This is a genomic window from Methylobacterium sp. BTF04, assembly GCF_010692745.1.
GTDB lineage: Bacteria > Pseudomonadota > Alphaproteobacteria > Rhizobiales > Beijerinckiaceae > Methylobacterium.
In genome coordinates this window covers 55,131-76,508 of sequence record NZ_JAAHTB010000020.1, presented here as the reverse complement: position 1 = coordinate 76,508, position 21,378 = coordinate 55,131, and the positions used below count along the sequence as shown (strand labels likewise).

Sequence of the window (21,378 nt, the reverse complement as noted above, 5' to 3'; positions counted from 1 at the left end):
CGGGACAACACCCTCTTCCACTGGTGGCCCCAGCAAACCATGCAGAGATAATCAACCGGAGACGGTATCAGACGCGCTCGGATAACGCAAGCAGCTCCGGTCGTAGTGAGCCCGGTTTTCCTTCGTCCACATCTAAACAGGCTCCTCAAAGCCCTCTTGAATCACAAATCCTTCCTGACCTTCAATATGTCTCCGGACAGACTCTAGCAATGTAGATAATTCGCCTCGAATTTTTCAAGATGTAATCTGCTTATGTCGCCGTATTTTACAGATCAGACATTACCATTGGCGTCTATCTTGCGAAATTACAAGCCAACGGTAGTATTGGCTCCAATATGGACATCAGTATGTGACGTCAGGGACTGCCATTTATGCATAAGATTTTTCGGCCGGGATCTAGATTTCCGGTAGGCGCGCCATTGACGCTCGAACCTCTGGCGCGAACCGCATCGCGCTATCGTCAAACACCTCGTTGCGGTCATGGGCTTCGAACATATCTCGGAATCGCTGCTCAGTGGCCAGCTTCTCGTCATCGACGCCGAAATAGCCTCGCATCGCCTTTGTGCGGTACTCGCCCTTGGACCGAGTGTGGTAGTGGTTTAGCCGCAGGCGAACATGCGATGCAGGCTTTTCGGAATACCAGCCGTAGGGCGGCCCGAGGTGCAGCTCGTTGCCAACGTCGTCGACCATGCCGGCAGCTGGCGCGACAAGGTGCGACGAGTACACCTTCACGATCTTAGCTGCCCGCACGACGCTTTTGATGTGCCGGTTGTAGATGAAGTCCGGCTCTGCGCGGCGTTGATAGTTCTCGATCACCAGCCCAGGCTGTGCCTCTGTGTGCCCAGACGAACCGTAGATGTGCCAGTGCACGCCGATGCCATCGACGTTCGGCATCGCTTTCAGCGTCTCGCGTAGGTCTGTGCCCTCAGTTGGGTATAGGAACTCGTCAGCGTCGATGAAAGCGAGCCACTCGGTGCGATCACGGTAGTTCGCGGCCACGCGCTCGTACATGGCCACCTGCGTGCCCGGGCCCGGCCAATCGATCAGGTCGATTTTGTCCTGGTCCCAAAAGCTGCGAATCACGTCGGGTGTGCCGTCCGTGCTGCCGTTGTCGATGATGACGAGACGGTCGAACCCAGCGGCGATGTGGAATGCGATCCACTCAAGGATGATGGGCGCCTCGTCCTTCGCGGTACAGCAGGCGGTCAGGTAATCCATTCGTGGCCTCCATGGCAATTTTGCTAAGAAATTTTGGTAAAATCAGTGCGCAGCGAAGCGCGAATTACGATACTATACTGCAGTATCAGGTTTCGAAGGCAAATTTACTTTTATTTCTATAAGAACCGAACAACTTCTTCGACATAACCGCGCCGTAACCAATATGGCTGACGCTCAAATCGAAAATTTCGGCACTCTACGTAATAATTACGGACAGTTATCGGTAATATCTCGTGATTGATTGAAAGAAACGTGGGTGTGCGTCGCGCTATGTGGTCGAAGTACCGTTTGGATACGGCCGCATCCATCTCCGGCAGGCTGTCAATGTTGACGATGAGATCGTACCGCTCGGCGCTACGCAGGAAATCCTCTGGCGGTAGAATGCGGATGGGGGCGTTATTGCTTTCGCCATAAACCTGAATGGCATCCTCGCCCAATGTGCGCGCTAAAAAGTAGGCTTGTGCGGCGCTAGTCATCGGAATGTCCACAATGGTGTAGCGATCCAACCCGGCCCTGCGTGCATAGTAAGCGTTGCGGCCAAGCCCGGCACCGATTTCCACTACGCTGCGGTGCCGGCCTCCGGCCAACTGCATAATGCGCCATACCTGATAGAGGGCCTGCACGGCGCGGTAACTGGCGATACCACGCGAAGTCGGATAGCCAACCTCATTCGGGTAGGGGTTCGGGAAATCGATACGGAAGCCGAGTGCGTCATCCAGCTTGAGAAGGATGTCCTCAACTAAGAGCGGAGTCGGAGGATCGCCGGTCAGATCGTAGGGCTCGGGGTCTTCCATGCGGACAACACCCGTAGCCTCAGCTACCCGCAAAAGGCTGTTATAGATAAAGTGGCTCTGGATGCGGTGATGCCCCTCACTCTGTTCGACCTGCCCGTTATAGGTGTTTTCGAACCCGTAGAACATCATGTTGCTGGCGGGGTTAGCCAGGAAGGCGCATATTTCCTCGTGAGAACCAGACACCAGGGCTTCATGAATGTCGGCTTTCATCGTACCGTACATGCCCAGCCAGTCGATTCCCCGGTCCCCTAAATCTGTATCGACGGCGTCAGTGTAGGCCGTGGCGATCCGGCGTATGGCCGTCGCAGAGAGATTGCACGGTGCACCTTCGGCTGCAGCGAACTCCCCGAGCGTGTGTTCGATGGGGCGGTGGAACAGCCAATCGCGGGTCGCAGCGTACATAGGTACCTCACTTTATTGAGGCGAGGTAGCTACCACACCCGTAGGTCGGATAGAAAGAAATTGAGACGTGCCCGGCGTTGACACCCGCAAATTTCGAATGGCACGGTACCGGCCGCATGTGAGCAATTGAGGTCGGGATGCCAAAACACAGGCCATGGATAAGATGGGTTATGGACGAAGAGACGGCGCGGTTAGTACGCGGATCGTCTCCTGAAAGCATGGATGTTTGCGAGATTTCCGGCGACGCTTGGAACGATTTTGCTGAATGGAAAAGCTACACGTCGAAGGCTTATCCCGACTTTGACGTGTGCAATGACCCCTTCGAGCAGAAGTATGATCTTATCGTTGCGGAACAGGTTTTTGAACATGTCCGCTACCCCTGGCGGGCAGCAAAAAACATGTTCGATGGGCTGAAGGAGGGCGGCTACGCCCTCATTACAACGCCTTTCATCTTTCATATCCACCCGACCCCCCTTGATTGCTGGCGTTGGACCCCACAGGGAATGGGGTTCATGCTCGAGGACTCCGGGTTCAAGCCCGAGAATATTGTCACCGGGGGGTGGGGCAATTACGAGTGCTTCCTTCAGCATGCAATCGACCAAAGCCATGCGCCGGCGGTCGCCGAACATCATCCCATGACGAACCACGGACATATCCCTCAGATGGTATGGGGGTACGCTCGGAAAGTCTGAGGGTCCGTCCGATAAGTCATGAGGCACGTCCAATCCTTCGGATGAGGATCATGACGGCGGCGGGAGTCGTCTGGCCTGTCCTCTGAAAAGTGGCTCTTCGCCAAGTTTCGTGGATTGGGGTGCGACTGAGACTGCTCCTGGCTGAGCCCGGGACGGATTCTCAGATCTGGGTATGACCCATTTCTGTCATCTCTCCGGCTGCCGTATTCTTCAAGTCTCACGTAACGACGGTTCGTCTCTTTGCATTGGCGCTGAAGCGAAGCGCGATCACGCCTGCTGTCCCACCTGTCGAACGATCAGCAGATTGGTCCATAGTCGCTATCATCGGCAACCCGCCGACCTTCCGACGAGCGGTCAGCAGGTGCGTCTGACCCTGACGATCCGATGTTTCTACTGCCACGATCCTGCTTGCGCGCGCCGCACCTTCGCCGAGCGCTTGCCTCGCCTCCTTGACCGCTACGCTCAGAGGACCCACCGGCTGGTCGATGCCCAGGTTCGGACCGCGCTGGCGCTCGGTGCCACACCCGCCGCCCGACTGCTGCCGCACATAGCGATGCCCACCAGTGCCACGACGCTGCTGCGGGGCATCCGCAAATGGCCGCTGCCGACTCGATGGTGCCGAAGACGTGCTCGACCGTCTGCCGGCGGTCACGCATCGCGTTCGGGGTCTCGTCGAGCCGGCGCTGGACGGCTTCCAGCACGTGCTCGTGTTCCCAGCGCGTGACGCGACGCTGCTCGGCAGGCGTGCAAAGGTTCTTGATCGGGCAAGTCGGACAAGCCGACGTCCAGTACCGCCGTAGGGTCATCCCGTTCTCGATGCTCTCGAAGCGATAGGTCAGCGTCTGGTCCCCCGGACAGCGATAGGTGTCGTCGCTCGCCTGGTAGACAAAGTCCTGCTTGCCGAATCGGCCCTCGGCCTTTGCACCGGACGTCATCGGCTTTGGCAGGGTGACCACGATCTCCGCCCGGTCGCAGGCCAGGATCTCCTCACCGGAGAAGTAGCCCCGATCCGCCAGGACCTGGATGGCTTCTTCGCCCGCGGCGGCCTGAGCTTGCCCCGCGATATTAGCGAGCTGGGTGCGGTCGTGGCCGACATTGGTCACTTCATGGGCGACGACAAGGTGATGCTTCGTGTCCACCGCTGCCTGAACGTTGTAGCCGACGAGCCCGGTGCCCTTGCCGTTCGTCGCCATGGCCCGCGCATCGGGGTCGGTCAGCGAGATCTGTCGGTCCGGCGCGGCCTCGACGAGCGTCTCCATCGCCTGCAGCGCGCGTAGCCGATCCCGGAGTGCGGAGAGCCGCTCCTTCAGGCGCGGGGTTCGAAGCTCTGTCACCTCGGCCTCCTGACGGTCGGCGGTGTCGAGGGCCGCGAGGTAGCGCACGATGCTCGTCTCGACCTGCTCGATGCGCCTGCGGACTGCGGCCGGGGTGAAGTTCCGGTCGCGCGTGTTCACGGCCTTGAACCGGCTGCCGTCGACGGCCACGACGCCTCCGGCCAGGAGACCGACCTGCCGGCAGAGCATCACGAAGTGCCGGCAGGTCGCGCGAAGCGCGTCCCCGTTCTCGCGCCGGAAGTCTGCGATCGTCTTGAAGTCAGGCGCGAGTCGACCGGTCAACCAAATCGGCTCGACATTGCAGCTGGCCTCCCGTTCCAGGCGCCGACTCGACGGGATCTGGTTGAGGTATCCGTACAGGTAGAGCTTCAACAGCGTCAGCGTCGCGGGGTGATAGCCCGGCCGGCCAGTTGCGGTGGGCGTCACGCCGGCAAAGCCGAGGGCTGCGAGATCCGTGTCGTCGACAAACGCATCAACGACACGGGCCGGATTATCTTGCGTGACGTAATCGTCCAGGCAATCAGTGAGCAGGGCGACCTGGTGACGATCTGCAGCTGGGACAAAGCGTGTCATTTTTCGCCTCCCACCTTAGCACAAAGACTATCATACTCAGTTCAGGCTTCGAATAAGGAGATCGGCTATGTATATCGTTCGAATATACGACATGACCAACGGCGTACTTGATTTCGATCTACGTCATATCCTGGCGGCGCTCGGAGCGCAGGCCATCGAATGCTGGTGGATGATAAGCGGTGTCGCAGTATACGATGAGGCTTTCGATGCGACGGGCGAACAGGCCGGACGTCTCGAAGAGCTTGCCGCCTCCGGCAGGCGGATCAAGGGAGATCGGCTGCGAGACCTCGCCAACGGAACCCAGCAGGTGATCTGGGGCGAGTTCCAGGGTTACGTGGATGCGAGCGCTACGGTGCCCGTGTTGATCGTGCGCGCCATCGACAGCACCTTCTACGAGGTCGCCACCAACGACCCGCGTGTCCTGCAAAACCTCAAAGCAACCTTCCGTGATGTCAGGCAGGCCTGATCACAAGCCGCTCTCTTCACACTGCCTCATGAGACACCGAACAGGCCCTAACCGGCCAACCCCTCAGCAGGAATCCCTGCCCAATTCAATCAACCGAAGACGGTCTGACACCTACGTTCCAGGTAACGAAGCTGTCACCCAATGAGAACAGCACGAGCGCTGGAAGCTTTGTTCGGTAAATCTCGGTGGCCAATCCTCACTGGCCTAAGCTGCGGTGATCAGGCCGCCGAGGGCGAAAGTGAGGACAACGCCCGCGGCCGGCCGATTGAAAAACATCTCGGCGCCCTTGCTTGGGCTCGGTGGGACGTCATCCTGCCTTCGGCTCACCGATCCAGTCGCCCACGCGGAGCGGATTTGCCCGGCGTAGACCCCACTATCGGTAGCGGCCGTCCAGTGCCACCGTGGACGCCGCGCGCGCTCAATACTCCCAAAAGATCCGCTGCAGCTCCTTGGTGTCCTGCGTCTTGGTCATCGCCACGGCGGCCAGGATCTTGGCCTTCTGCGGGTTGAGGTCGTGGGCCACCACCCAATCGTACTTGTCGTCGGGCTGCTCGGCGTTGCGCAGCACGAAGCCGTCACCGACGCGGGACGAGCGGATGATCAGCACGCCCTTGGAGCGGATGTCCTTCAGAGTATCCACGAGGTAGCCGGCCACCGAGCCGTTGCCGGTGCCCGCATGGATGATCGCCTTGGCGCCGGTGGCGACGGCGGAGGTGTAGGGCTCCGGGTGCATGTTGCCCGAGCCGTAGACGATGGCGACGTCGGGCAGCGCATCGATGGTGTCGATGTCGAATTCGGAGGTGGTGCCGTGGCGCTTCACCGGGGCGCGGAACCAATAGGTCTTGCCCTCCACCACCATGCCGAGCGGCCCCCACTGGCTGAAGAAGGCCGAGGGCTTGATGTTGACGCGCTTCGTCGAATCGCGCCCCGCCTGAATCTCGTCGTTCATGGTGAGCAGCACGCCCTTGGCGCGCGAATCCTTGGCGCCGGCCACCACCACTGCGTCGAGCAGGTTGAGGGCGCCGTCCGCCGAGATCGCGGTGGAGGGCCGCATCGAGGCGACCATTACGATGGGCTTGTCGGTCTTCACCACGAGGTCGAGGAAGTAGGCCGTCTCCTCCACCGTGTCGGTGCCGTGGGTGATGACGACGCCGTCAACGTCGTCGCGCTTGACCAGGGCCGAGACCTGCTTGGCGAGCTGGATGAGCTGCGCGTTGGTGAAGCTCTCCGAGGCGATCTGGAACGCCTGTTCGCCGCGCACATCGGCCACCTGCGCGATGGCCGGCACTGCGGCGATGAGCTTGTCCACCGGCACCTTGGCGGCCTGGTAGGTGGCGCTGTTGGCCGCATCCGCGCCCGCACCCGCGATGGTGCCGCCGGTGGCGACGATCACGACCCGGGGTTTGCCCGAATAGGGCGCGGCGGTCGTGGTCTCGCCGGGCTTGGCCGGTACCGGCCCCTCCAGCGCGCTGACGGGCAGGGCGGTTCCGATCAGCAGGGCGACCAGGGCGGTCGGCAGGCATGCGCGCATGATGTTGTCCCGAGACGTGGCGGTTAGCCCATTGTGGCTTCCCGCGTCGGCCCCGCACAGCCGAAAAAGACGGCGGCCCCCGCTCAATTCCCAGTCATCAGGACGGAAAGCCCGAATGCGGACGACCTTCCGGCCGCGGATGGCCGGGAGGGATGGAGGATCATCGCCCGATCCTCAGTCGAGCGCGGCCGCTTCGCGGGTCGGGACCGGGGCGGCCTTTGCGCGGGACACCGAGACCAGATCGCCGGTGCGGGTGATCTCGACCACCTGGGCGTCGGCGCCGAGCTCGCGGGGGGTCGAGAGCGTCACGCTCTGGCCGGAGGCGAGGACGGTTTCGAAACGAATCGAACGGGCGGTCTCGGTTCGGGCCAGGGTCACGACGACCCGGTAGCCCTTGGCTTCGGCGGTGTAATAGGCGACGCCCGCGAGGTCGCCGAGGGTGACGCTGTTGCCATCCAGCGGCTTGATCGTCTCGGCGTTGGCGACACCGGTGAAGCCGGTGAGGAGGGCGGCGGCGAGGAATGTGCTGCGACGTGTCATGATGCCGGGTCACTGCTCTGGGGCAAGGAGCGTGTCGCCCTTGCTTCTGGAGCGAATATGCTGTGCGATGCAGCATGGATCAAACAGAACGGATCGATAGTGACTATTGATCATATCGATCTATCCCGGGTCGACCTGAACCTTCTGGTCGCCCTCGACGCCCTGTTGGCGGAACGCAGCGTTACCCGGGCCGCCGCCCGCATCGGCATCGGTCAATCGGCGATGAGCAGCAGCCTCGCTCGCTTGCGGATTCTGTTTTCCGATGAACTCCTCACCCGCGCGCCCGACGGCATGCGCCCGACGCCACGCGCCCTGGCGCTGGCCGAGCCCGTCCGCACCCTGTTGCGTCAGGTACAGGCGCTGGTCCGCCGCGATGCGGAGTTCGACCCGCGTACCGTGACCCGGACCTTCACCATCGGCTTGCCGGACAGCGCGGAGGTGCTGATCGGCCCGCGTCTCCTCGCGCATCTGCGGGCGGAGGCGCCGGGCATCAGCCTGCTCCTGCGCTCCATCGACCGCATCCGCATCCTGCAGGAACTCGATGCCGACCGGGTCGATCTCGGCATCGGCTTCTTCACCGAGGGTCAGACCCACCACAAGCAGCGCCTGCTCTACCGCGACAGCTACCTGTGCATGTTCAATGCCGACCTCGTCGGCCTGGAGCCGCCGATCTCCCTGGATGATTATCTGGGCTTTCCCCATGTGCTGACCAGCCTGAAGGAGACCGCGCACGGCGTGGTCGACGATGCGCTCGCCAAGCTCGGGCGGCGGCGCACCCTGGCGGTGACCACTCCGCGCTTTCTCGCGGTGCCGTTCCTCGTGCGCAGCGCGCCGGTGCTCACCACCATGCATGCGCGCCTCGCCACCTTCTTCGCCGGCGCGCTCGGCCTCACCGTGAGCCCGGCGCCGGTGGCGTTGGAGGACGTGGTCGTCTCGATGCTCTGGCACGCCTCCTACGATGACGACCCGGCCCATCGCTGGCTGCGGCGGACCATCCAGATGCTGACCGACCGCCCCACCGAGACGATCTGAAAACCGCAGGATCCGGGAAGCCTGCAGGGCATACCCAGCGTCATCGCCGGCGCGCGCGATGATCGCGCGGTGCCTCTCCAACGCTGTGTTGTCCGTGCCACGCTGCTGGACAGATACAAATACGCCTCTTGTCAGGCGCCCTGCTACGCGGATACCTCGGAGTCGAAAACAGCTTGTATTACAGTACCTTATTGTAATTCTAAAGAGCGCTCGCGCCGTCACTCGCCTGTTGCGCGAGCCCGTCGTGCTGCGCGTGTCACAGGGACAGAACCATGGTCGCACTCCGACTGCCGCTGCACGGTCTGGCCCTGGCCGGGGTCTCCCTCATCGCACTGACGGCGACGGCCGCCGCTCAGCAGAGCGCCGTCACCCTGGAAACACTGAGCGTCGAAGGCGCGGCGGCCGGCACCGGCCGGGGCAACGGCGTGGTCGCGGCGCCTGGCGTCCGTGTACCCGAGACGGCGCGCGGCCCGATCGACGGCTATGTGGCCAAGCGCAGCGCCACGGCGACGAAGACCGACACGCCGCTGATCCGCACGCCGCAATCGATCAGCGTCGTCGGCGCCCAGCAGATCGAGGCGCAGCGCTCGCAGACCGTCTCCGAAGCCGTGCGCTACACGCCCGGCATCTACGCCAACCAGTTCGGTCCCGACACCCGCCTCGACTGGTTCCTGATCCGCGGCTTCTCGGCCACCGAGACCGGCCTGTTTCGCGATGGTCTGCAGCTGTTCCAGACCTCGTTTGCGAATTACCGCATCGATCCGTTCGGGGCCGAGCGCATCGAGGTGCTGCGCGGCCCGGCCGCGACCCTGTTCGGCGGCAGCCCCGTGGGCGGCCTCGTCAACATCGTCTCGAAGCGTCCCACCGCCGAGCCGTTGCATTACGTCGAAGTCGGCGGCGGCTCGTTCAACCAGCGCTATGCCGCATTCGATCTCGGCGGGCCGGCGGACGATTCGGGCCATTGGTTCTACCGCCTGACCGGGCGCCTGCAGAACAGCGACGCGCAGGTCCGGTTCGCGCCGGAGGACCGCTACTACATCGCCCCGAGCTTCACCTATAAGCCGGACGGGGCCACCACCTTCACGGTGCTCACCAGCTTCCAGCGCGACAATACCGGCGGCGCGGGCCAGTTCCTGCCCTATTACGGCACCGTGCGCCCCAACGTCTCGGGCCTGCGCATCGATCGCCAGCTCAACGCCAGCGATCCGCTGGTGGATGGCTACACCCGCAACCAGGCCAATCTCGGCTACGAATTCGAGCACCATTTCGACGACGTCTGGACCGTGCGGCAGAATTTTCGCTATTCGTTCACCGAGGTGCGCGACCAGCGCTACGTCGGCAACGGCTATGCCGATGCCGCGCAGACCGAGTTGTCCCGCTACGGCTTCCTGACCACGCCGCGCGCCGGCTTGTTCACGGTCGACAACCAAGCCGAGGCGCGCTTCAGCGACGGATACTTCGGTCATACCGTGCTGATGGGCGTCGACTACAAGCGCTACAGCCTATCGGACAATCAGGCGTCGAGCTTCCCGGTCCCGTCCTTGAGCATCCTGTCGCCGCGCTACTATCAGGGCAGCACGAGTCCGGTGCCCTACCGCGTGGTCAACCAGCAGCTCCAACAGGTCGGCCTCTATGCCCAGGATCAGGTGGCGCTCACCCAGCGCCTGACCTTCCTCATCGGCGGGCGGCAGGACTTCGTCAGCAACGTCGTCCAGGACAAGCTGGTGCTTGCCAATTCGACCTCCAAGGACGAGAGCGCGTTCTCCGGTCGCCTCGGCCTGATCTACAACTTCGACAACGGGCTCGCCCCCTACGTCACCTACGGCACCTCGTTCAACCCGACCGCCGGCGTCGACGGCAACAACCGTCCGTTCAAGGCCGACAGGGGCGAACAGATCGAGGTCGGCGCCAAGCTTCAGCCGGTCGGCTGGAACACCTTCTTCACGGTGGCGGCGTTCGATCTGAAGCGCTCGAACGTGCTGACGCCCGATCCGACCAACGTGTTCCAGAGCCTGCAGATCGGTGCGGTGCGCTCGCGCGGGTTCGAGGCCTCGGCCACGGCCAACCTCGCCGAGGGCCTCAACCTCATCGCATCCTATACGGTCTATGGCCTGCGCACGATCGAGGGGACGACGCTCGATCTCGGCAAGGTGCCGGTGGGCATCCCCGAGACCTTCGCCTCGCTCTGGGCCGACTACACGATCCCGCTCGGCGACTATAAAGGCTTCGGCTTCGGCGGCGGCGTGAACTATGTCGGCCGGTCCTATGCCAACGTCGCCAACAGCCTCATCGTGCCGGAATACGTCACCTTCGACGCGGCGGTGCATTACGAGCGCGACGGCTGGCGGGCGGCGGTGAATATCCAGAACGCCGGCGACAAGCGCTTCGTCTCGTCGTGCTCGACCGCCACCGCCTGCTTCTACGGCACCCAACGCCGCATCATCGCAAGCCTCGGCTACAAGTGGTGAGCCCGGCTCCGATCAAATCGATCGAACAGATAGGGGCAGCGTCACGCAGAGTTTCTCGCGTGACGCCGCAAAGCGCCTATTCGCAGACGCGGACGCGGCGGATGTGCTCGTAGCCGTAGGCGTCGACGAAGCCGCGCCGTTCGGTGTGGCAGACCTCTTCCTCGACATAGACCGGGCGCGGCTCGCGATAGACCGGGCGGCCGGGGTAGTAGCCGTTGTTCTGCGACGAGGCGATGGCGCCGCCGACGGCGAGGCCGCCGAGCACGCCCAATGCCGCTGCACCACCGGCACCGATGCCGTCGCGGGCCTGGGCGGCGGGTATCGTGGCCGCGGCGAGGGTGGCGGCCATCGTCAGACCAACCAATATGCGCTTCATGACTCCGTTCCTTCTCGATTCTGAGCAGATCAGGTTACCCTGGAATCTGAACTCCGAATGGTTTCTGAATGGTGAGCGCGACCGGCCATGAGGCCGGCGCGGACGTGCGAACGCGCACGTGCTCCCGTCCCGACTCTACCGCCCAAGGCCGCGCGGGTCGATATCGCGGGAGCGAGGGACGGTCCCCGCTGGGAGTGCGCTCATGAAGATCGTTTTGTTCGGAGCCACCGGAATGATCGGGCAGGGGGCCCTGCGCGAGGTTCTGGCCGACCCGGCGATCGCGCGCGTGGTCTCCGTGGTGCGGGCGCCCACCGCGACCCGCGATCCCAAGCTTCATGAGATCGTCCAGACCGACTTCCTCGACCTCTCGGCGATCGAGGCCGCGTTGGCGGGAGCCGATGCCTGCCTGTTCTGCCTCGGGACGTCGTCGGTGGGTTTGTCGGAGGCGCAATATGCGCGCGTCACTTACGACTATACCTTGGCGGCGGCGCGGACGTTGTCGCGGCTCAATCCCGGAATGACGTTCGTCTACGTCTCGGCTGTTGGCGCGGATTCCTCGGAAAACGGCCGCGTGATGTGGGCGCGCGTGCGCGGCCGGACCGAGAATGACCTGTTCCGTCTGCCGTTCCGGCGCGTCTATGCAGTGCGCCCGGCCATGATCCGGCCGTTGCACGGCATCCGGGCACGCGTGGCGTATATCGACCGCGTCTACCGCGTTCTTGCCCCGGTGCTGCCACTGCTCCAGCGGCTGGTCCCGGCCTACGTCACCAGCACCGAGGAACTCGCCCGGGCGATGCTGGCGCTGGCCAAGCACGGCGGCACGGCCCGCGTGGTCGAAGCCCGCGACATTGCTCGCCTGGCCGCACAGGCCGGCTGATCACACCGGCTGGTAGGTGTGCTCGTCCGCCGGGAAGCGGCCGGCACGGACCTCCTCGGCATAGGCCTCGACGGCGCCCTCGATATGGGCCCGCAGGGACCCGAAGCGCTTGACGAATTTCGGGGCGCGGTCGCTCAGTCCCAGCATGTCCTCGAGCACCAGGATCTGCCCGTCGCAGGCGGTGGTGGCGCCGATCCCGATGGTGGGGGTGGTGATGTCGGGCGAGGTGGCGATGGCCCGGGCCACCGGCTCGACGATGCCCTCCATCACGATGGCGAAGGCGCCGGCGTCGTTGATCGCCTTGGCGTCCGCCATCAGGCGGTGCTCGCCCTCCGTGTCGCGGCCCTGCACCTTGAACCCGCCCATGGTGTTCACCGATTGGGGCGTGAGGCCGATATGGCCCATCACCGGAATGCCGCGCTGCACCAGGAAGGCGACGGTCTCGGCGAAATGCGCCCCGCCCTCCATCTTGATCGCGCCCGCCCCCGTCTCCTTGAGCACACGGGCGGCGTTCAGGAATGCCTGCTCCCGGCTCGCCTCGTAGGAACCGAACGGCATGTCGACCACGATGAGCGCGCGCGTGGTTCCGCGGATCACCGCCTGCGCCTGCACGATCATCATCTCCAACGTCACAGGCAACGTCGATTCCATGCCGTGCATCACCATGCCGAGCGAATCGCCGACGAGGATGAAGTCGCAATGCGGATCGAGGATGCCGGCGGTGTGGGCGTGATAGGCGGTGAGCGCGATGATCTTGACGCCCGCCGCCTTGCGCTTGGCGAGGTCGATGGCGCGGATGCGGCGCGACTGGACAACTTGCGACATCGATTTCCACCCGGCTCTTGTTTCGCGCCCGACAACCCCTGGGGCGGTCTGGACGGGAACGGCTTCTGGGCAAGCTATACACCGTCGTGGCCCGGGCCGCGCGGCGATCCCACACGACCACCCGCCGGCGCTGCGAGGGACGCCACGGAATGTCAGCACAAACGATGTCGAAAACGGGCGGAGGGCCTTTGAACACCCGGTGCGGTGACGGCGATGGCGTCGCTATCCCGCGCTCTCGGTGGGCGTTTCCTCCCTAGACTTCGGGGCGCCTCCGCGTGCCTTTCTTCCGCCACAAGTCGGCCCGTGTCAACTGCGGTCGTGCGGGTGGAGGGTCTTGTAAACGCTGATTTTTTGAGCGATCGCGGCGGCCCGACGGCACTCGCGATCTGCGCCGAGATCGCACTGCGCCGTTGCGAAATCGTCGGAGCCTAGCGCTGTGCTAGTCCCGCACTCCGCTGGCTCCACGCCGCATCCTCCTTCACCACCGCCGTTTCGTGCCTGTCCTGCCACCCCTCGATGCCGGTGGGGAACCAGTGGACGCGCGAATAGCCCTGCTGGACCAGCCGCTTGCCGGCGTTCCAGCTACCCCAGCAATCGGGGTGGCAGAAGGTGACGATCGGCTTGGCTTTGTCGCCCCCCGTCAGTTCGGCGACGCGCTCAAGGAACAGCGCTTCGTGGGCGGGATCGAGGGGAGCGGCGCCGGCATTGGGCATCCAGACCGCGTTCGGGATCGTACGGTGGGCGGGCAGCCAGGGCTTGTCCGCCGCCATCCCGGCAGGGCGCCGGTCGGCGAGCGCCACGTCGATGAGCACCGGCTCGGCCTGCGCCATCAGCGCGTCGAGCCCGTCGATGTCGAGGACCATCGCACCCGTCAGGGTCGGGGGCGTGTAGCCTTGCTGGACCCCGGTGTGGAAGCCCTCCGGCTCGGGCAAGTTCACGGGCGAATCGGCCGGGGCCGCCGCCGCGAGCAGGAGCGCGGCAGTCGCAGCGGTGAGGAGGCGCATCATCGGCGGCGCGCTCCTCAATTGCTCGGGCTCGGAAGCGGGAAGCTGTGCTCCCAGCGCCCGTTCTGGTTGTCCGAGGCCGTCACCTTAATCGGTTCGCCGCCCTCGGGCAGGAAGGCGAAGTTGAGCACCGGGTTCGAGGCGATGGAGATGTCGCCGTCGAGGGTGAGGATGTTGCGCGCGCCTTGCGTGACCACGACCTTCTGGATGTAGCGGGCCGGGGTGTAGTCGCGGGTAACCTGGTTCATCTGCATGCCGCTGAAGTTCGGGTGGCGGATCATCAGTGTCGCCTCCGTGGCCTTGCCGGCGCCGCCGTCGGCAAACTTCATCTTCATATCGCCCATGCCCTGCATCGCCTCCTCGTCGGTCATGCCCATCGGGGCCGAGCAGCCGCCGGACGCCTTCACGAACTTGGCGGCCTCGAACAGTTTGCCGTCCTTGGTCTCGGCGATGGCGTGGACGTTGGTGTAGTTGTTCACGCGCACGCGGAGCTTGATCTCGCCGGGATCGGCGGCCGGCCCGAAGGTGATGTGGGCGGCGTAGGGCGACGGATTGTCGTCGATGACGAAATGCACCGCGGCGATCTTGTCCTTCTCCGGCATGGTAAGGGTGATCGGCACCAGGGACGCGTCGAGAGCGCGGACGGGCGCGTCGATCTTCACCAGCGTGTCGGTGGTGGCCACCACCTTGTCGCCGAAGATCGAGGTGCGGATCTCCTGCCAGCGGGCGAGGCGCTCGGCATCGGTATCCGAGGCGCCGGCGGCGTGGACCGGGCCGACGAGCAGCGCGGCGGCGGGCAGGGACAGGGCGAGCGACAGGGCGAGGGTGGCGGTGAACGGCTTCATGGCGTGTCTCCTCTCATCAAGAATGTGGCGCGCGGGTCATTCCCACTCAAGTTCCTTGAACGCCTGGGTGACGTTGCGACCATTGTAGGTGTCGAACAGAACCCACTTGTCGCGCTCGGAGCGACCGATGCTGGAGATCGCCTTGTCGATCGGCAAGTCGGCGGCCACGGCCTTGCGGGTCTCGTCGCGCAAGGTGGTGAGGTAGCGGGTGAGGTCGGCCATGGCGGGGGCGAAATCCACCAGCGTCGGGCCATGGCCCGGCACCGCCTTGGTGGCGCCCATCGCCTTGAGCACCTCCGTCTGCTTGAGCCAGCCGATCAGGCTGCCATCCAGGGAAGGGATGCGGGTGACGAACAGCAGGTCGGCCGGAAACAGGATGCCGCTGCCGGAATCACGCATGGAGAGGTCGCAATTCGTGTGTGCGGTCCCGTGCGCGGTGAAGCGGAGCGTGCGCCCGCCGATGTCGATCTCGGCGCCGTCCTTCACCTCCAGCGTCGGGTAGACCACGCTGCCGGCCTTGTCGGGGCCGAGAATCTCCACGAGGCGGTTGCGGTAGTATTCGCCCCGTGCGTCGAGGGCGGAGCGCAGGGCGTGATGGCCGACGAAGACCGGCTTGTCGTCCGAAAACGCCGCCGCCCCGAAGCAATGGTCGGGGTGGACATGGGTGAGCACCACGTGGCTGATCGGCTTGTCGGTCCGCTTGGCGATCTCGGCCCGCAGCCATTGCCCGTCGGTGAGGCTGCCGCCGGATTCGGTGACCAGCACCGACTTTTCGCCGACGATGAACCCGATATTGGCGATGGCGTCGGCGTTGTCCGCCGTCGCTTCGGCATCGGGGCCGCGCCGGATGAAGATGCCGGGGCCGACCTCGTCGAGGCCAAAACCCTCTGCCGAGCGCCCGAGGGTCGGCAGGCAGCACAGGCACAACCCGCCGAACAGGGCCTGGCGCCGGTTCGCGGACAGGCTCGACATACGCCGTGTCTCCTTATGGGCCGACGCGAACCGCACCGAAGAGCCGCCATGCTGGGCTGCCATACGGGATTTCCTCCTGATTTTTCTTGGCTACCATTTAGTAGGTAGATTTGTTGCGGCGTCAATGGCAGGGTCGTCTCGCGGCCCGTTAGCTTTACCGGGTTTCGATGGGTGCAGTCGGTACGGCGAACGATGAGAGACACGCGCACGGAATTGCTGCTGCAGGCCGAGATCCTGGTCCGGGGGCGCGGCTATTCCGGTTTCAGCTACGCCGACCTCGCCGACGCGGTGAAGATCCGCAAGGCCAGCATCCATTACCATTTCCCGACCAAGACCGACCTCGCGCTCGCCCTCGTGGCGGCCTACGACGCGCGCTACGATGTGGCCCTCGACGCGATCCGCGCCGGGATCACCGATGGGGTGGCGCGGATCGACGCCTATGGCCGGCTCTATCTCGGCGGCGTCGAGGACGATCTCGGCTGCCTCTGCGCCGTGCTGGCGGTGGAGCGCGGGACCCTGCCGGAGCCGGTCTGTACCGGCATCGCCGCGTTCTTCGACAAGCATATCGCCTGGCTCGAACGCGTCCTGTCCGAGGGGATTGCCGATGGCAGCGTGCGGGGTGGAATCCTGCCTAGCCCGTCCGCCCGGATGGTGGTGGCGACCCTCGAAGGCGCGCTATTGCTTGAGCGCGTGCTCGCGGGTTCCGCCGGGTTTCGCAGCACCCTGAGCGCGCTGTGCGATAGCCTCAGGTCCGGCCCCGCCGGCTGAGAATCGGACGGCCTTTCATCGCCGGGCAATGATACAATATAACAGACCGATCCAAGGCGCTCAGGCCTGCCCGCGTATCCGGAAGAACTCCCATGTCCGACAGCCCCGCCATCGCCCCGCAGAAAATTCCGGTCACGGTGCTCACCGGCTACCTCGGCGCCGGAAAGACCACGCTCCTCAACCGCATCCTCACCGAGAACCACGGCAAGCGCTACGCCGTGATCGTCAACGAGTTCGGCGAGATCGGCATCGACAACGACCTCGTCATCGGCGCCGACGAGGAAGTGTTCGAGATGAACAACGGCTGCGTCTGCTGCACCGTGCGGGGCGATCTCATCCGCATCATGGACGGCCTGGTGAAGCGGCGTGGCAAGTTCGACGCGATCATCGTCGAGACCACGGGGTTGGCCGATCCGGCCCCGGTGGCGCAGACCTTCTTCATCGACGAGGATGTCGGGGGCGCCGCCCGCCTCGACGCGGTGGTGACGGTGGCCGACGCCAAGTGGCTCGCCGACCGGCTCAAGGACGCGCCCGAAGCCAAGAACCAGATCGCCTTCGCGGACGTGATCCTGCTCAACAAGGCCGACCTCGTCTCGGCCGAGGATCTGAACCGCGTCGAAGGTCTGATCCGGGGGATCAACCCCTACGCCAAGATCCACCGCACCAACCGCTGCGACGTCCCCCTCGATGCGGTGCTCGACCGCAATGCGTTCGACCTCGGCCGCATCCTCGACATCGAGCCGGACTTCCTCGAAGAGGGCCATCACCATCACCACGACGACGAGATGCAGTCGGTCTCGGCCCGGATCGACGGCCCGGTGGACCCGGATAAGTTCATGCCGTGGATCTCGAACCTGACCCAGGTCCAGGGGCCGGACATCCTGCGCTGCAAGGGGATCGTCGCCTTCCCCGACGAGCCCCAGCGCTTCGTCTTTCAGGGCGTTCACCAGATCCTCGACGGCGATCTCCAGGGCCCCTGGAAGGACGGCGATCCGCGCGTTTCCCGGGTGGTCTTCATCGGCCGTAACCTCGACCCGCAGGAGATCCGCGACGGATTTCTGGCGTGCAAGGCGTAGGCCCGGTCCGCGTCTGAGCGCCGATCGGACTTAAGGCTGCACCCCCTGCGGGGCGGTCTCGGACTCGGCACGGCCGCGCCGGGCCGCCTCTTCGGCAGCAATCTGCCGGGCACGCTGGCGGGCGGTCTCGTCCGCCGCCGCTTTCTCGGCCGCGGCTTTGTCCGCAGCGACCTTGAGCGCGACGATGCGGGCCTTGTCCATGTCGAGGCGGGCGCGGCGGCGCAGCCGCTCGATCTGGTCGGCCTCGAACAGCTCGATCTTCTCGAGCTCCCGCTGAAGCACCACCGCCGCCAGACCAGTGGTGAGCGGGCCGGTATCGACGCTGCGCTCGGGCCGGGCGAACGGGCCGGCGAATCCGAGCTGAATCGCGGGCATCGCTCCGGTCCAGCCCTTCGGGCTCGATGTCCCGGTCAGCGTGCCGCGTGCGTCGAGCCGGCCGGTGCGCAGGTCGAGCCCGAGGGTGCCGTTCCAGCGACCGGTGCCGAGATCGAAGGCCAGGGGTCCGGCGCGCAGGCTTCCGCCGACGAGGGTCGCGGGCGCGGATACCGGCCGCTTGGCGACGAGCGGTCCGGCCGAGAGATCCTCGGCGACGAGCGCCTGCAGCCGGCCCTCCCGCAGGGGATCGTCATCGGAGAGTGCCCGCGCGAGCGCGCGGTCGAGGCCGGCCGGGTCGGCGCCGGGTACGGTCAGGCCGGTCAGGGTGAGCGTGCCGCTGCCGCCGAGGTTGTTGACCAGGGCGCTCGCGCTGTCCCCCGACGATCCGAAGCGCAGGACCGTGCCAAGGCGCCCGGCGACCGGACCGCCGCCGAGGAGATCCGCGAGGCTGGCATCGGCCAGCGTACCCTCACCCGAGACCGTGGCGGCTCCCCCCTGGCGCGCGAGCGTGAGGCCGCCCGTGAGCTGGCCACCCGCCAGCGTCGCGGCGATGTCGCGCACCGTCAGGGCGCCGTCGTCTAAGCGCAGGCCGAGAGCCGCCTTCGTGGCGACGAGGCCACGCCCGAGATCGAGGGATTCCACCCGCAGGGCGAGATCCACCGGCGGCCGGACCGGGGGCGGGGGGCCGAAGCGGGCGCTGGCCTCGTCCCGACGCCCCTCGGTGGGGATCACCAAGGCCGCCGCGAGCCAGGGCAGGGACAGCCGTTCGAAACCGGCGCTGCCGCCGATGTCGCCGTCGGGCGCTCGGGTGATGCTGGCGCTCACGGCACTGCCCGCGATGCGCCCGGACATCTCGGCGCGGGCGTCCGGCCCGGTGCGCCCGAACCGGATCGTCAGGTCCGTGGCAAGCGGGCCGGGGATCGCCGCCGCGCTGCCCGCCAGGGTCAGGAACGGCGCGAGGTCCGGGGTGGCGAGGCGCACCGTCCCGGTCCGCGGTGCCGCCGCTTGCGTGTCGAGCACGATTGGCTCTGCCGTGGCGATCACCAGATCGGCGATGCTGCCGGTCAGGTTCACGCCGAGGCCAACCGGCTCCCCGGCGGCGGCGGATATGCCGGCGCCGGCGATGCGCAGCCGGCCGGGACGGCGCAGGGCCGTGATGTCGTCGCGCCCGAACCAGCGTCCGGTGCTCGGCGTCGCCACGATGAGGTCGATGCCCTCAATGCCCCCGGCACGGGTGAGGAGGTCGAGGTCGAGGCTGCCGCCCGCGGCGCTTCCGTTGGCGGAGACCCGAAGCGTGTCGGCGGTCTTCGGATCCCGCTCCAGGCTGACGCGAAGGTCGAGGGCGCCGTCGCGCAGGAAGGCTGGGACCAGCCGGGCCTCCGCGATCCAGACGCGGTCGAGGAGAGCGAAGAGCGGGGCCGCTTTCTGCGCCGATACGCGTCCGGCGATCTGGCCGGTGCCGTCGGCCTCGATCCGCCCGGACAGGCTCGCATTCGCGCCCGCCAGATTGGCGATGTCGAGGCTGTCGACACGCAGGCTCTGGCCCTCCGAGCGGATGCTCGCCGCAATGGTGCCGTTGCCCGAATGGGCTCCGGCCGGTCCGTAGCGCACGTCGCGTGCCTGCAGGATCAGGCCGAAATCGTTGCCCCGCACACCCGCGAGCGTCGCGGTGAAGGACGGCAGGGTGGCGATGTCGACACCCCGCGCCACCAGTTGTGCGTCGAAACGGCCGCGGGCCGCGCCGTCGCTGGCGGTGTAGCGGGCATTGCCGGAGATGCGGGCCTCGCCGAGCGCGAGGCGCAGGTTGGTGAAGGACAGCGATGCGGTATCGGCCGATAGGTCGGTGGCGGCCTGGATCGGCTGGCCGTCCATCACCGCCACCGCCGGTCCGGCGAAACCGAGCTTGGCGAGGTAGCGGCCGATGCCGTCCGAGGCTGGGGTGTCGAGCGAGACGTGGCCGGTGAAGCGCGGGGCGGAGGCGGTGTCGACTATGCCGCTGACGCCGATCTGTGCCGCCCCCGGCGCGGTCGCCTGGACCTTGCGCAGGATCAGCCCGCCGGTCCGGTCGAGGGTCCCGCTGGCGGAGAGGTTCGACCAGTCGTCGAGGCCGAGGCCGAGGCTCTCCACCGTCAGATCGACATCGAGCATGACGGGCAGCCCGGCGCCGCCTCTCGGCAGGCCGCGGGCGACGAATGCCTGACCGCCGCCCGAGAGCAGGAAGCCGTCGAGATCGAGCCGGCGCGCCTCCAGAGCGAGGCCCGCCCGCCAGGTCCGCAGGTCGAGTCGTCCAGTGCCGGCAAGGCGCAGGGCCGGCCCGCTCGGGTCGATGTCGAGGCCGACCTCGGTGAACCGGACCAGCGGTCCGCGCGCAGTGAACTTGCCTCCGAGGGCGAAGGGCAAATAGGCACCGGCCGCCTGCACCGGTGGGCCGACGACGATCCGTGCCGACCCCTCGGCTTCGGCGACCATGGCGCGGAATCCGGACTGCACGTCGGTGACGCCATCGGCAGGCTTGAGGATGAGGCGGGCATCGGCCTCGAAGCGGGGCTGCGTGTCGCCGCCGCCCGAAATCTTCACCGCGACGCCGCCATCGGCCGCCGCTTCCCCCGTCGCAACCCGGAAAGGCACGCCGCGGCTCGTTCCTTCGGCCCGCCACGGGCCGGAGAGCCGGGGCGCCGACACCCGCAGGGCCTCGGCATAGAACTGGTCGGTGCGGCCGGTGATCGGCACCTGGGTGGTGAGGAGGAGCTGCTGGATGCGCAGATCCTCGATGGCCAGATCCCGCCCGCTCAAGGCGGTGGACAGGTCCGCCGGCACAAGAACGGCTTCGCCCTCCGTCACCGGAAGCTTGACTTCGGCCCGGCCGATTCGCGTCTCGGTGAAGCGGAATTCGCCGGTGAGCAGCGGCGCCAGCGCCACCTCGGCCTTCACGAAACGGAGATCCAGGACGGGCTTGGCCGGATCGGTCCCGAGATGCAGGCGGTCCAGGCGCAGGCGTGGCGAGGGGAGGAGCCTGATCGCGATGCGCCCCTCGCTGCGCACGGACAGCCCGAGCGAGCGCCCGATGGTCCGGTCGATGAACGGGCGGTGCCCCTCCCACGCCACGAAGGGCGGGACGGCGAGCGCCGCGACGAGGATCAGGATGACGGCGCCCGCCAGCGCGGTCAGGATGTCACGCACCGTTGATGTTCCGCCTTAGCCCAGGGGTCC

At 65.9% G+C, this 21,378-nt stretch carries 17 protein-coding genes and 2 pseudogenes; 8 read left to right on the top strand and 11 right to left on the bottom strand.

Translation table 11 applies throughout. The features are described 5' to 3' along the window. Nucleotides 1-396 precede the first annotated feature (396 nt). Both G3T14_RS13885 and G3T14_RS13880 read right to left on the bottom strand, forming a co-directional pair. Entirely contained in the window at nt 397-1,218 is an 822-nt protein-coding gene (locus G3T14_RS13885; RefSeq protein WP_163643133.1) for a glycosyltransferase family 2 protein, read from the bottom strand. A gap of 116 nt (nt 1,219-1,334) precedes the next feature. Then, nucleotides 1,335-2,414 carry a putative sugar O-methyltransferase gene (locus tag G3T14_RS13880; RefSeq protein ID WP_163643132.1) on the bottom strand — a complete coding sequence of 360 codons (1,080 nt, stop codon included), beginning with the start codon at nt 2,412-2,414 and terminating at the stop codon, nt 1,335-1,337. 170 nt (nt 2,415-2,584) lie between these two features. Here G3T14_RS13880 and G3T14_RS13875 point away from each other — a divergent pair, with 170 nt between their 5' ends. Beyond that, a complete protein-coding gene (locus tag G3T14_RS13875) occupies nt 2,585-3,106 on the top strand; it encodes a methyltransferase domain-containing protein (protein WP_163643131.1) in 522 nt (173 codons plus the stop codon). 172 nt (nt 3,107-3,278) lie between these two features. Continuing rightward, nucleotides 3,279-3,713 (top strand): annotated as a pseudogene (locus G3T14_RS25070) (transposase family protein); the annotation flags it as partial. Here G3T14_RS25070 and G3T14_RS13870 read toward each other — a convergent pair. Continuing rightward, nucleotides 3,686-5,013, bottom strand: a pseudogene (locus G3T14_RS13870) (IS1182 family transposase); the annotation flags it as partial. The pseudogenes G3T14_RS25070 and G3T14_RS13870 overlap by 28 nt on opposite strands. A gap of 67 nt (nt 5,014-5,080) precedes the next feature. Here G3T14_RS13870 and G3T14_RS13865 point away from each other — a divergent pair. Beyond that, a complete protein-coding gene (locus G3T14_RS13865) occupies nt 5,081-5,479 on the top strand; it encodes a hypothetical protein (protein WP_163643130.1) in 399 nt (132 codons plus the stop codon). Nucleotides 5,480-5,897: 418 nt separating this feature from the next. Here G3T14_RS13865 and G3T14_RS13860 read toward each other — a convergent pair whose 3' ends face one another. Both G3T14_RS13860 and G3T14_RS13855 read right to left on the bottom strand, forming a co-directional pair. After that, the gene (locus G3T14_RS13860) at nt 5,898-7,010 is read right to left on the bottom strand and encodes a type II asparaginase (protein WP_163643129.1); all 1,113 of its coding nucleotides are present in this window, start codon (nt 7,008-7,010) and stop codon (nt 5,898-5,900) included. A gap of 174 nt (nt 7,011-7,184) precedes the next feature. Then, entirely contained in the window at nt 7,185-7,550 is a 366-nt protein-coding gene (locus tag G3T14_RS13855; RefSeq protein WP_163643128.1) for a hypothetical protein, read from the bottom strand. A gap of 99 nt (nt 7,551-7,649) precedes the next feature. Between G3T14_RS13855 and G3T14_RS13850 the strand changes: the two genes are divergently transcribed. Continuing rightward, a complete protein-coding gene (locus G3T14_RS13850; protein ID WP_163643127.1) occupies nt 7,650-8,582 on the top strand; it encodes a LysR family transcriptional regulator in 933 nt (310 codons plus the stop codon). Between the two features lie 272 nt (nt 8,583-8,854). After that, entirely contained in the window at nt 8,855-11,050 is a 2,196-nt protein-coding gene (locus tag G3T14_RS13845) for a TonB-dependent siderophore receptor (RefSeq protein ID WP_163643126.1), read from the top strand. A gap of 76 nt (nt 11,051-11,126) precedes the next feature. On the opposite strand, the gene G3T14_RS13840 is transcribed toward G3T14_RS13845, so the two are convergent. Beyond that, nucleotides 11,127-11,426, bottom strand: coding sequence for a hypothetical protein (locus G3T14_RS13840; protein WP_163643125.1), 300 nt, complete (start codon nt 11,424-11,426; stop codon nt 11,127-11,129). 202 nt (nt 11,427-11,628) lie between these two features. On the opposite strand from G3T14_RS13840, the gene G3T14_RS13835 reads away from it, so the two are divergent. Continuing rightward, nucleotides 11,629-12,303, top strand: a complete 675-nt coding sequence (locus G3T14_RS13835) for an NAD(P)H-binding protein (RefSeq protein WP_163643124.1) — start codon at nt 11,629-11,631, stop codon at nt 12,301-12,303. On the opposite strand, the gene panB is transcribed toward G3T14_RS13835, so the two are convergent. From panB to G3T14_RS13815, 4 genes are all read right to left on the bottom strand, one after another. Then, nucleotides 12,304-13,128 carry a 3-methyl-2-oxobutanoate hydroxymethyltransferase gene (gene panB, locus G3T14_RS13830; RefSeq protein WP_163643123.1) on the bottom strand — a complete coding sequence of 275 codons (825 nt, stop codon included), beginning with the start codon at nt 13,126-13,128 and terminating at the stop codon, nt 12,304-12,306. A 428-nt stretch (nt 13,129-13,556) separates the two neighbouring features. Beyond that, nucleotides 13,557-14,132, bottom strand: a complete 576-nt coding sequence (locus G3T14_RS13825; RefSeq protein ID WP_163643140.1) for a rhodanese-like domain-containing protein — start codon at nt 14,130-14,132, stop codon at nt 13,557-13,559. A 17-nt stretch (nt 14,133-14,149) separates the two neighbouring features. Next, nucleotides 14,150-14,977 (bottom strand): quinoprotein dehydrogenase-associated SoxYZ-like carrier, encoded by an 828-nt coding sequence (locus G3T14_RS13820; RefSeq protein ID WP_163643122.1) that lies wholly within the window; start codon nt 14,975-14,977, stop codon nt 14,150-14,152. A 36-nt stretch (nt 14,978-15,013) separates the two neighbouring features. Further along, nucleotides 15,014-15,949 carry a quinoprotein relay system zinc metallohydrolase 2 gene (locus G3T14_RS13815; protein ID WP_163643121.1) on the bottom strand — a complete coding sequence of 312 codons (936 nt, stop codon included), beginning with the start codon at nt 15,947-15,949 and terminating at the stop codon, nt 15,014-15,016. Between the two features lie 192 nt (nt 15,950-16,141). Between G3T14_RS13815 and G3T14_RS13810 the strand changes: the two genes are divergently transcribed. Continuing rightward, nucleotides 16,142-16,717: a TetR/AcrR family transcriptional regulator gene (locus tag G3T14_RS13810; RefSeq protein WP_163643120.1), complete on the top strand. Its 576-nt coding sequence runs from the start codon at nt 16,142-16,144 to the stop codon at nt 16,715-16,717. A gap of 92 nt (nt 16,718-16,809) precedes the next feature. Next, a complete protein-coding gene (locus G3T14_RS13805; RefSeq protein WP_163643119.1) occupies nt 16,810-17,793 on the top strand; it encodes a GTP-binding protein in 984 nt (327 codons plus the stop codon). A gap of 30 nt (nt 17,794-17,823) precedes the next feature. Here G3T14_RS13805 and G3T14_RS13800 read toward each other — a convergent pair whose 3' ends face one another. Beyond that, nucleotides 17,824-21,348 carry an AsmA family protein gene (locus tag G3T14_RS13800; RefSeq protein WP_163643118.1) on the bottom strand — a complete coding sequence of 1,175 codons (3,525 nt, stop codon included), beginning with the start codon at nt 21,346-21,348 and terminating at the stop codon, nt 17,824-17,826. Between the last annotated feature and the right edge of the window lie 30 nt (nt 21,349-21,378).

Excerpts from the sequence above, each read along its gene's own strand:
- G3T14_RS13810 (WP_163643120.1), top strand. The coding sequence starts at position 16,142 with ATGAGAGACACGCGCACGGAATTGCTGCTGCAGGCCGAGATCCTGGTC.
- G3T14_RS13875 (WP_163643131.1), top strand. The coding sequence starts at position 2,585 with ATGGACGAAGAGACGGCGCGGTTAGTACGCGGATCGTCTCCTGAAAGC.
- G3T14_RS13845 (WP_163643126.1), top strand. The coding sequence starts at position 8,855 with ATGGTCGCACTCCGACTGCCGCTGCACGGTCTGGCCCTGGCCGGGGTC.
- G3T14_RS13840 (WP_163643125.1), bottom strand. The coding sequence starts at position 11,426 with ATGAAGCGCATATTGGTTGGTCTGACGATGGCCGCCACCCTCGCCGCG.
- G3T14_RS13825 (WP_163643140.1), bottom strand. The coding sequence starts at position 14,132 with ATGCGCCTCCTCACCGCTGCGACTGCCGCGCTCCTGCTCGCGGCGGCG.
- G3T14_RS13855 (WP_163643128.1), bottom strand. The coding sequence starts at position 7,550 with ATGACACGTCGCAGCACATTCCTCGCCGCCGCCCTCCTCACCGGCTTC.
- G3T14_RS13860 (WP_163643129.1), bottom strand. The coding sequence starts at position 7,010 with ATGCGCGCATGCCTGCCGACCGCCCTGGTCGCCCTGCTGATCGGAACC.
- G3T14_RS13805 (WP_163643119.1), top strand. The coding sequence starts at position 16,810 with ATGTCCGACAGCCCCGCCATCGCCCCGCAGAAAATTCCGGTCACGGTG.
- G3T14_RS13885 (WP_163643133.1), bottom strand. The coding sequence starts at position 1,218 with ATGGATTACCTGACCGCCTGCTGTACCGCGAAGGACGAGGCGCCCATC.
- G3T14_RS13820 (WP_163643122.1), bottom strand. The coding sequence starts at position 14,977 with ATGAAGCCGTTCACCGCCACCCTCGCCCTGTCGCTCGCCCTGTCCCTG.
- G3T14_RS13815 (WP_163643121.1), bottom strand. The coding sequence starts at position 15,949 with ATGTCGAGCCTGTCCGCGAACCGGCGCCAGGCCCTGTTCGGCGGGTTG.
- G3T14_RS13865 (WP_163643130.1), top strand. The coding sequence starts at position 5,081 with ATGTATATCGTTCGAATATACGACATGACCAACGGCGTACTTGATTTC.
- G3T14_RS13880 (WP_163643132.1), bottom strand. The coding sequence starts at position 2,414 with ATGTACGCTGCGACCCGCGATTGGCTGTTCCACCGCCCCATCGAACAC.
- panB (WP_163643123.1), bottom strand. The coding sequence starts at position 13,128 with ATGTCGCAAGTTGTCCAGTCGCGCCGCATCCGCGCCATCGACCTCGCC.
- G3T14_RS13835 (WP_163643124.1), top strand. The coding sequence starts at position 11,629 with ATGAAGATCGTTTTGTTCGGAGCCACCGGAATGATCGGGCAGGGGGCC.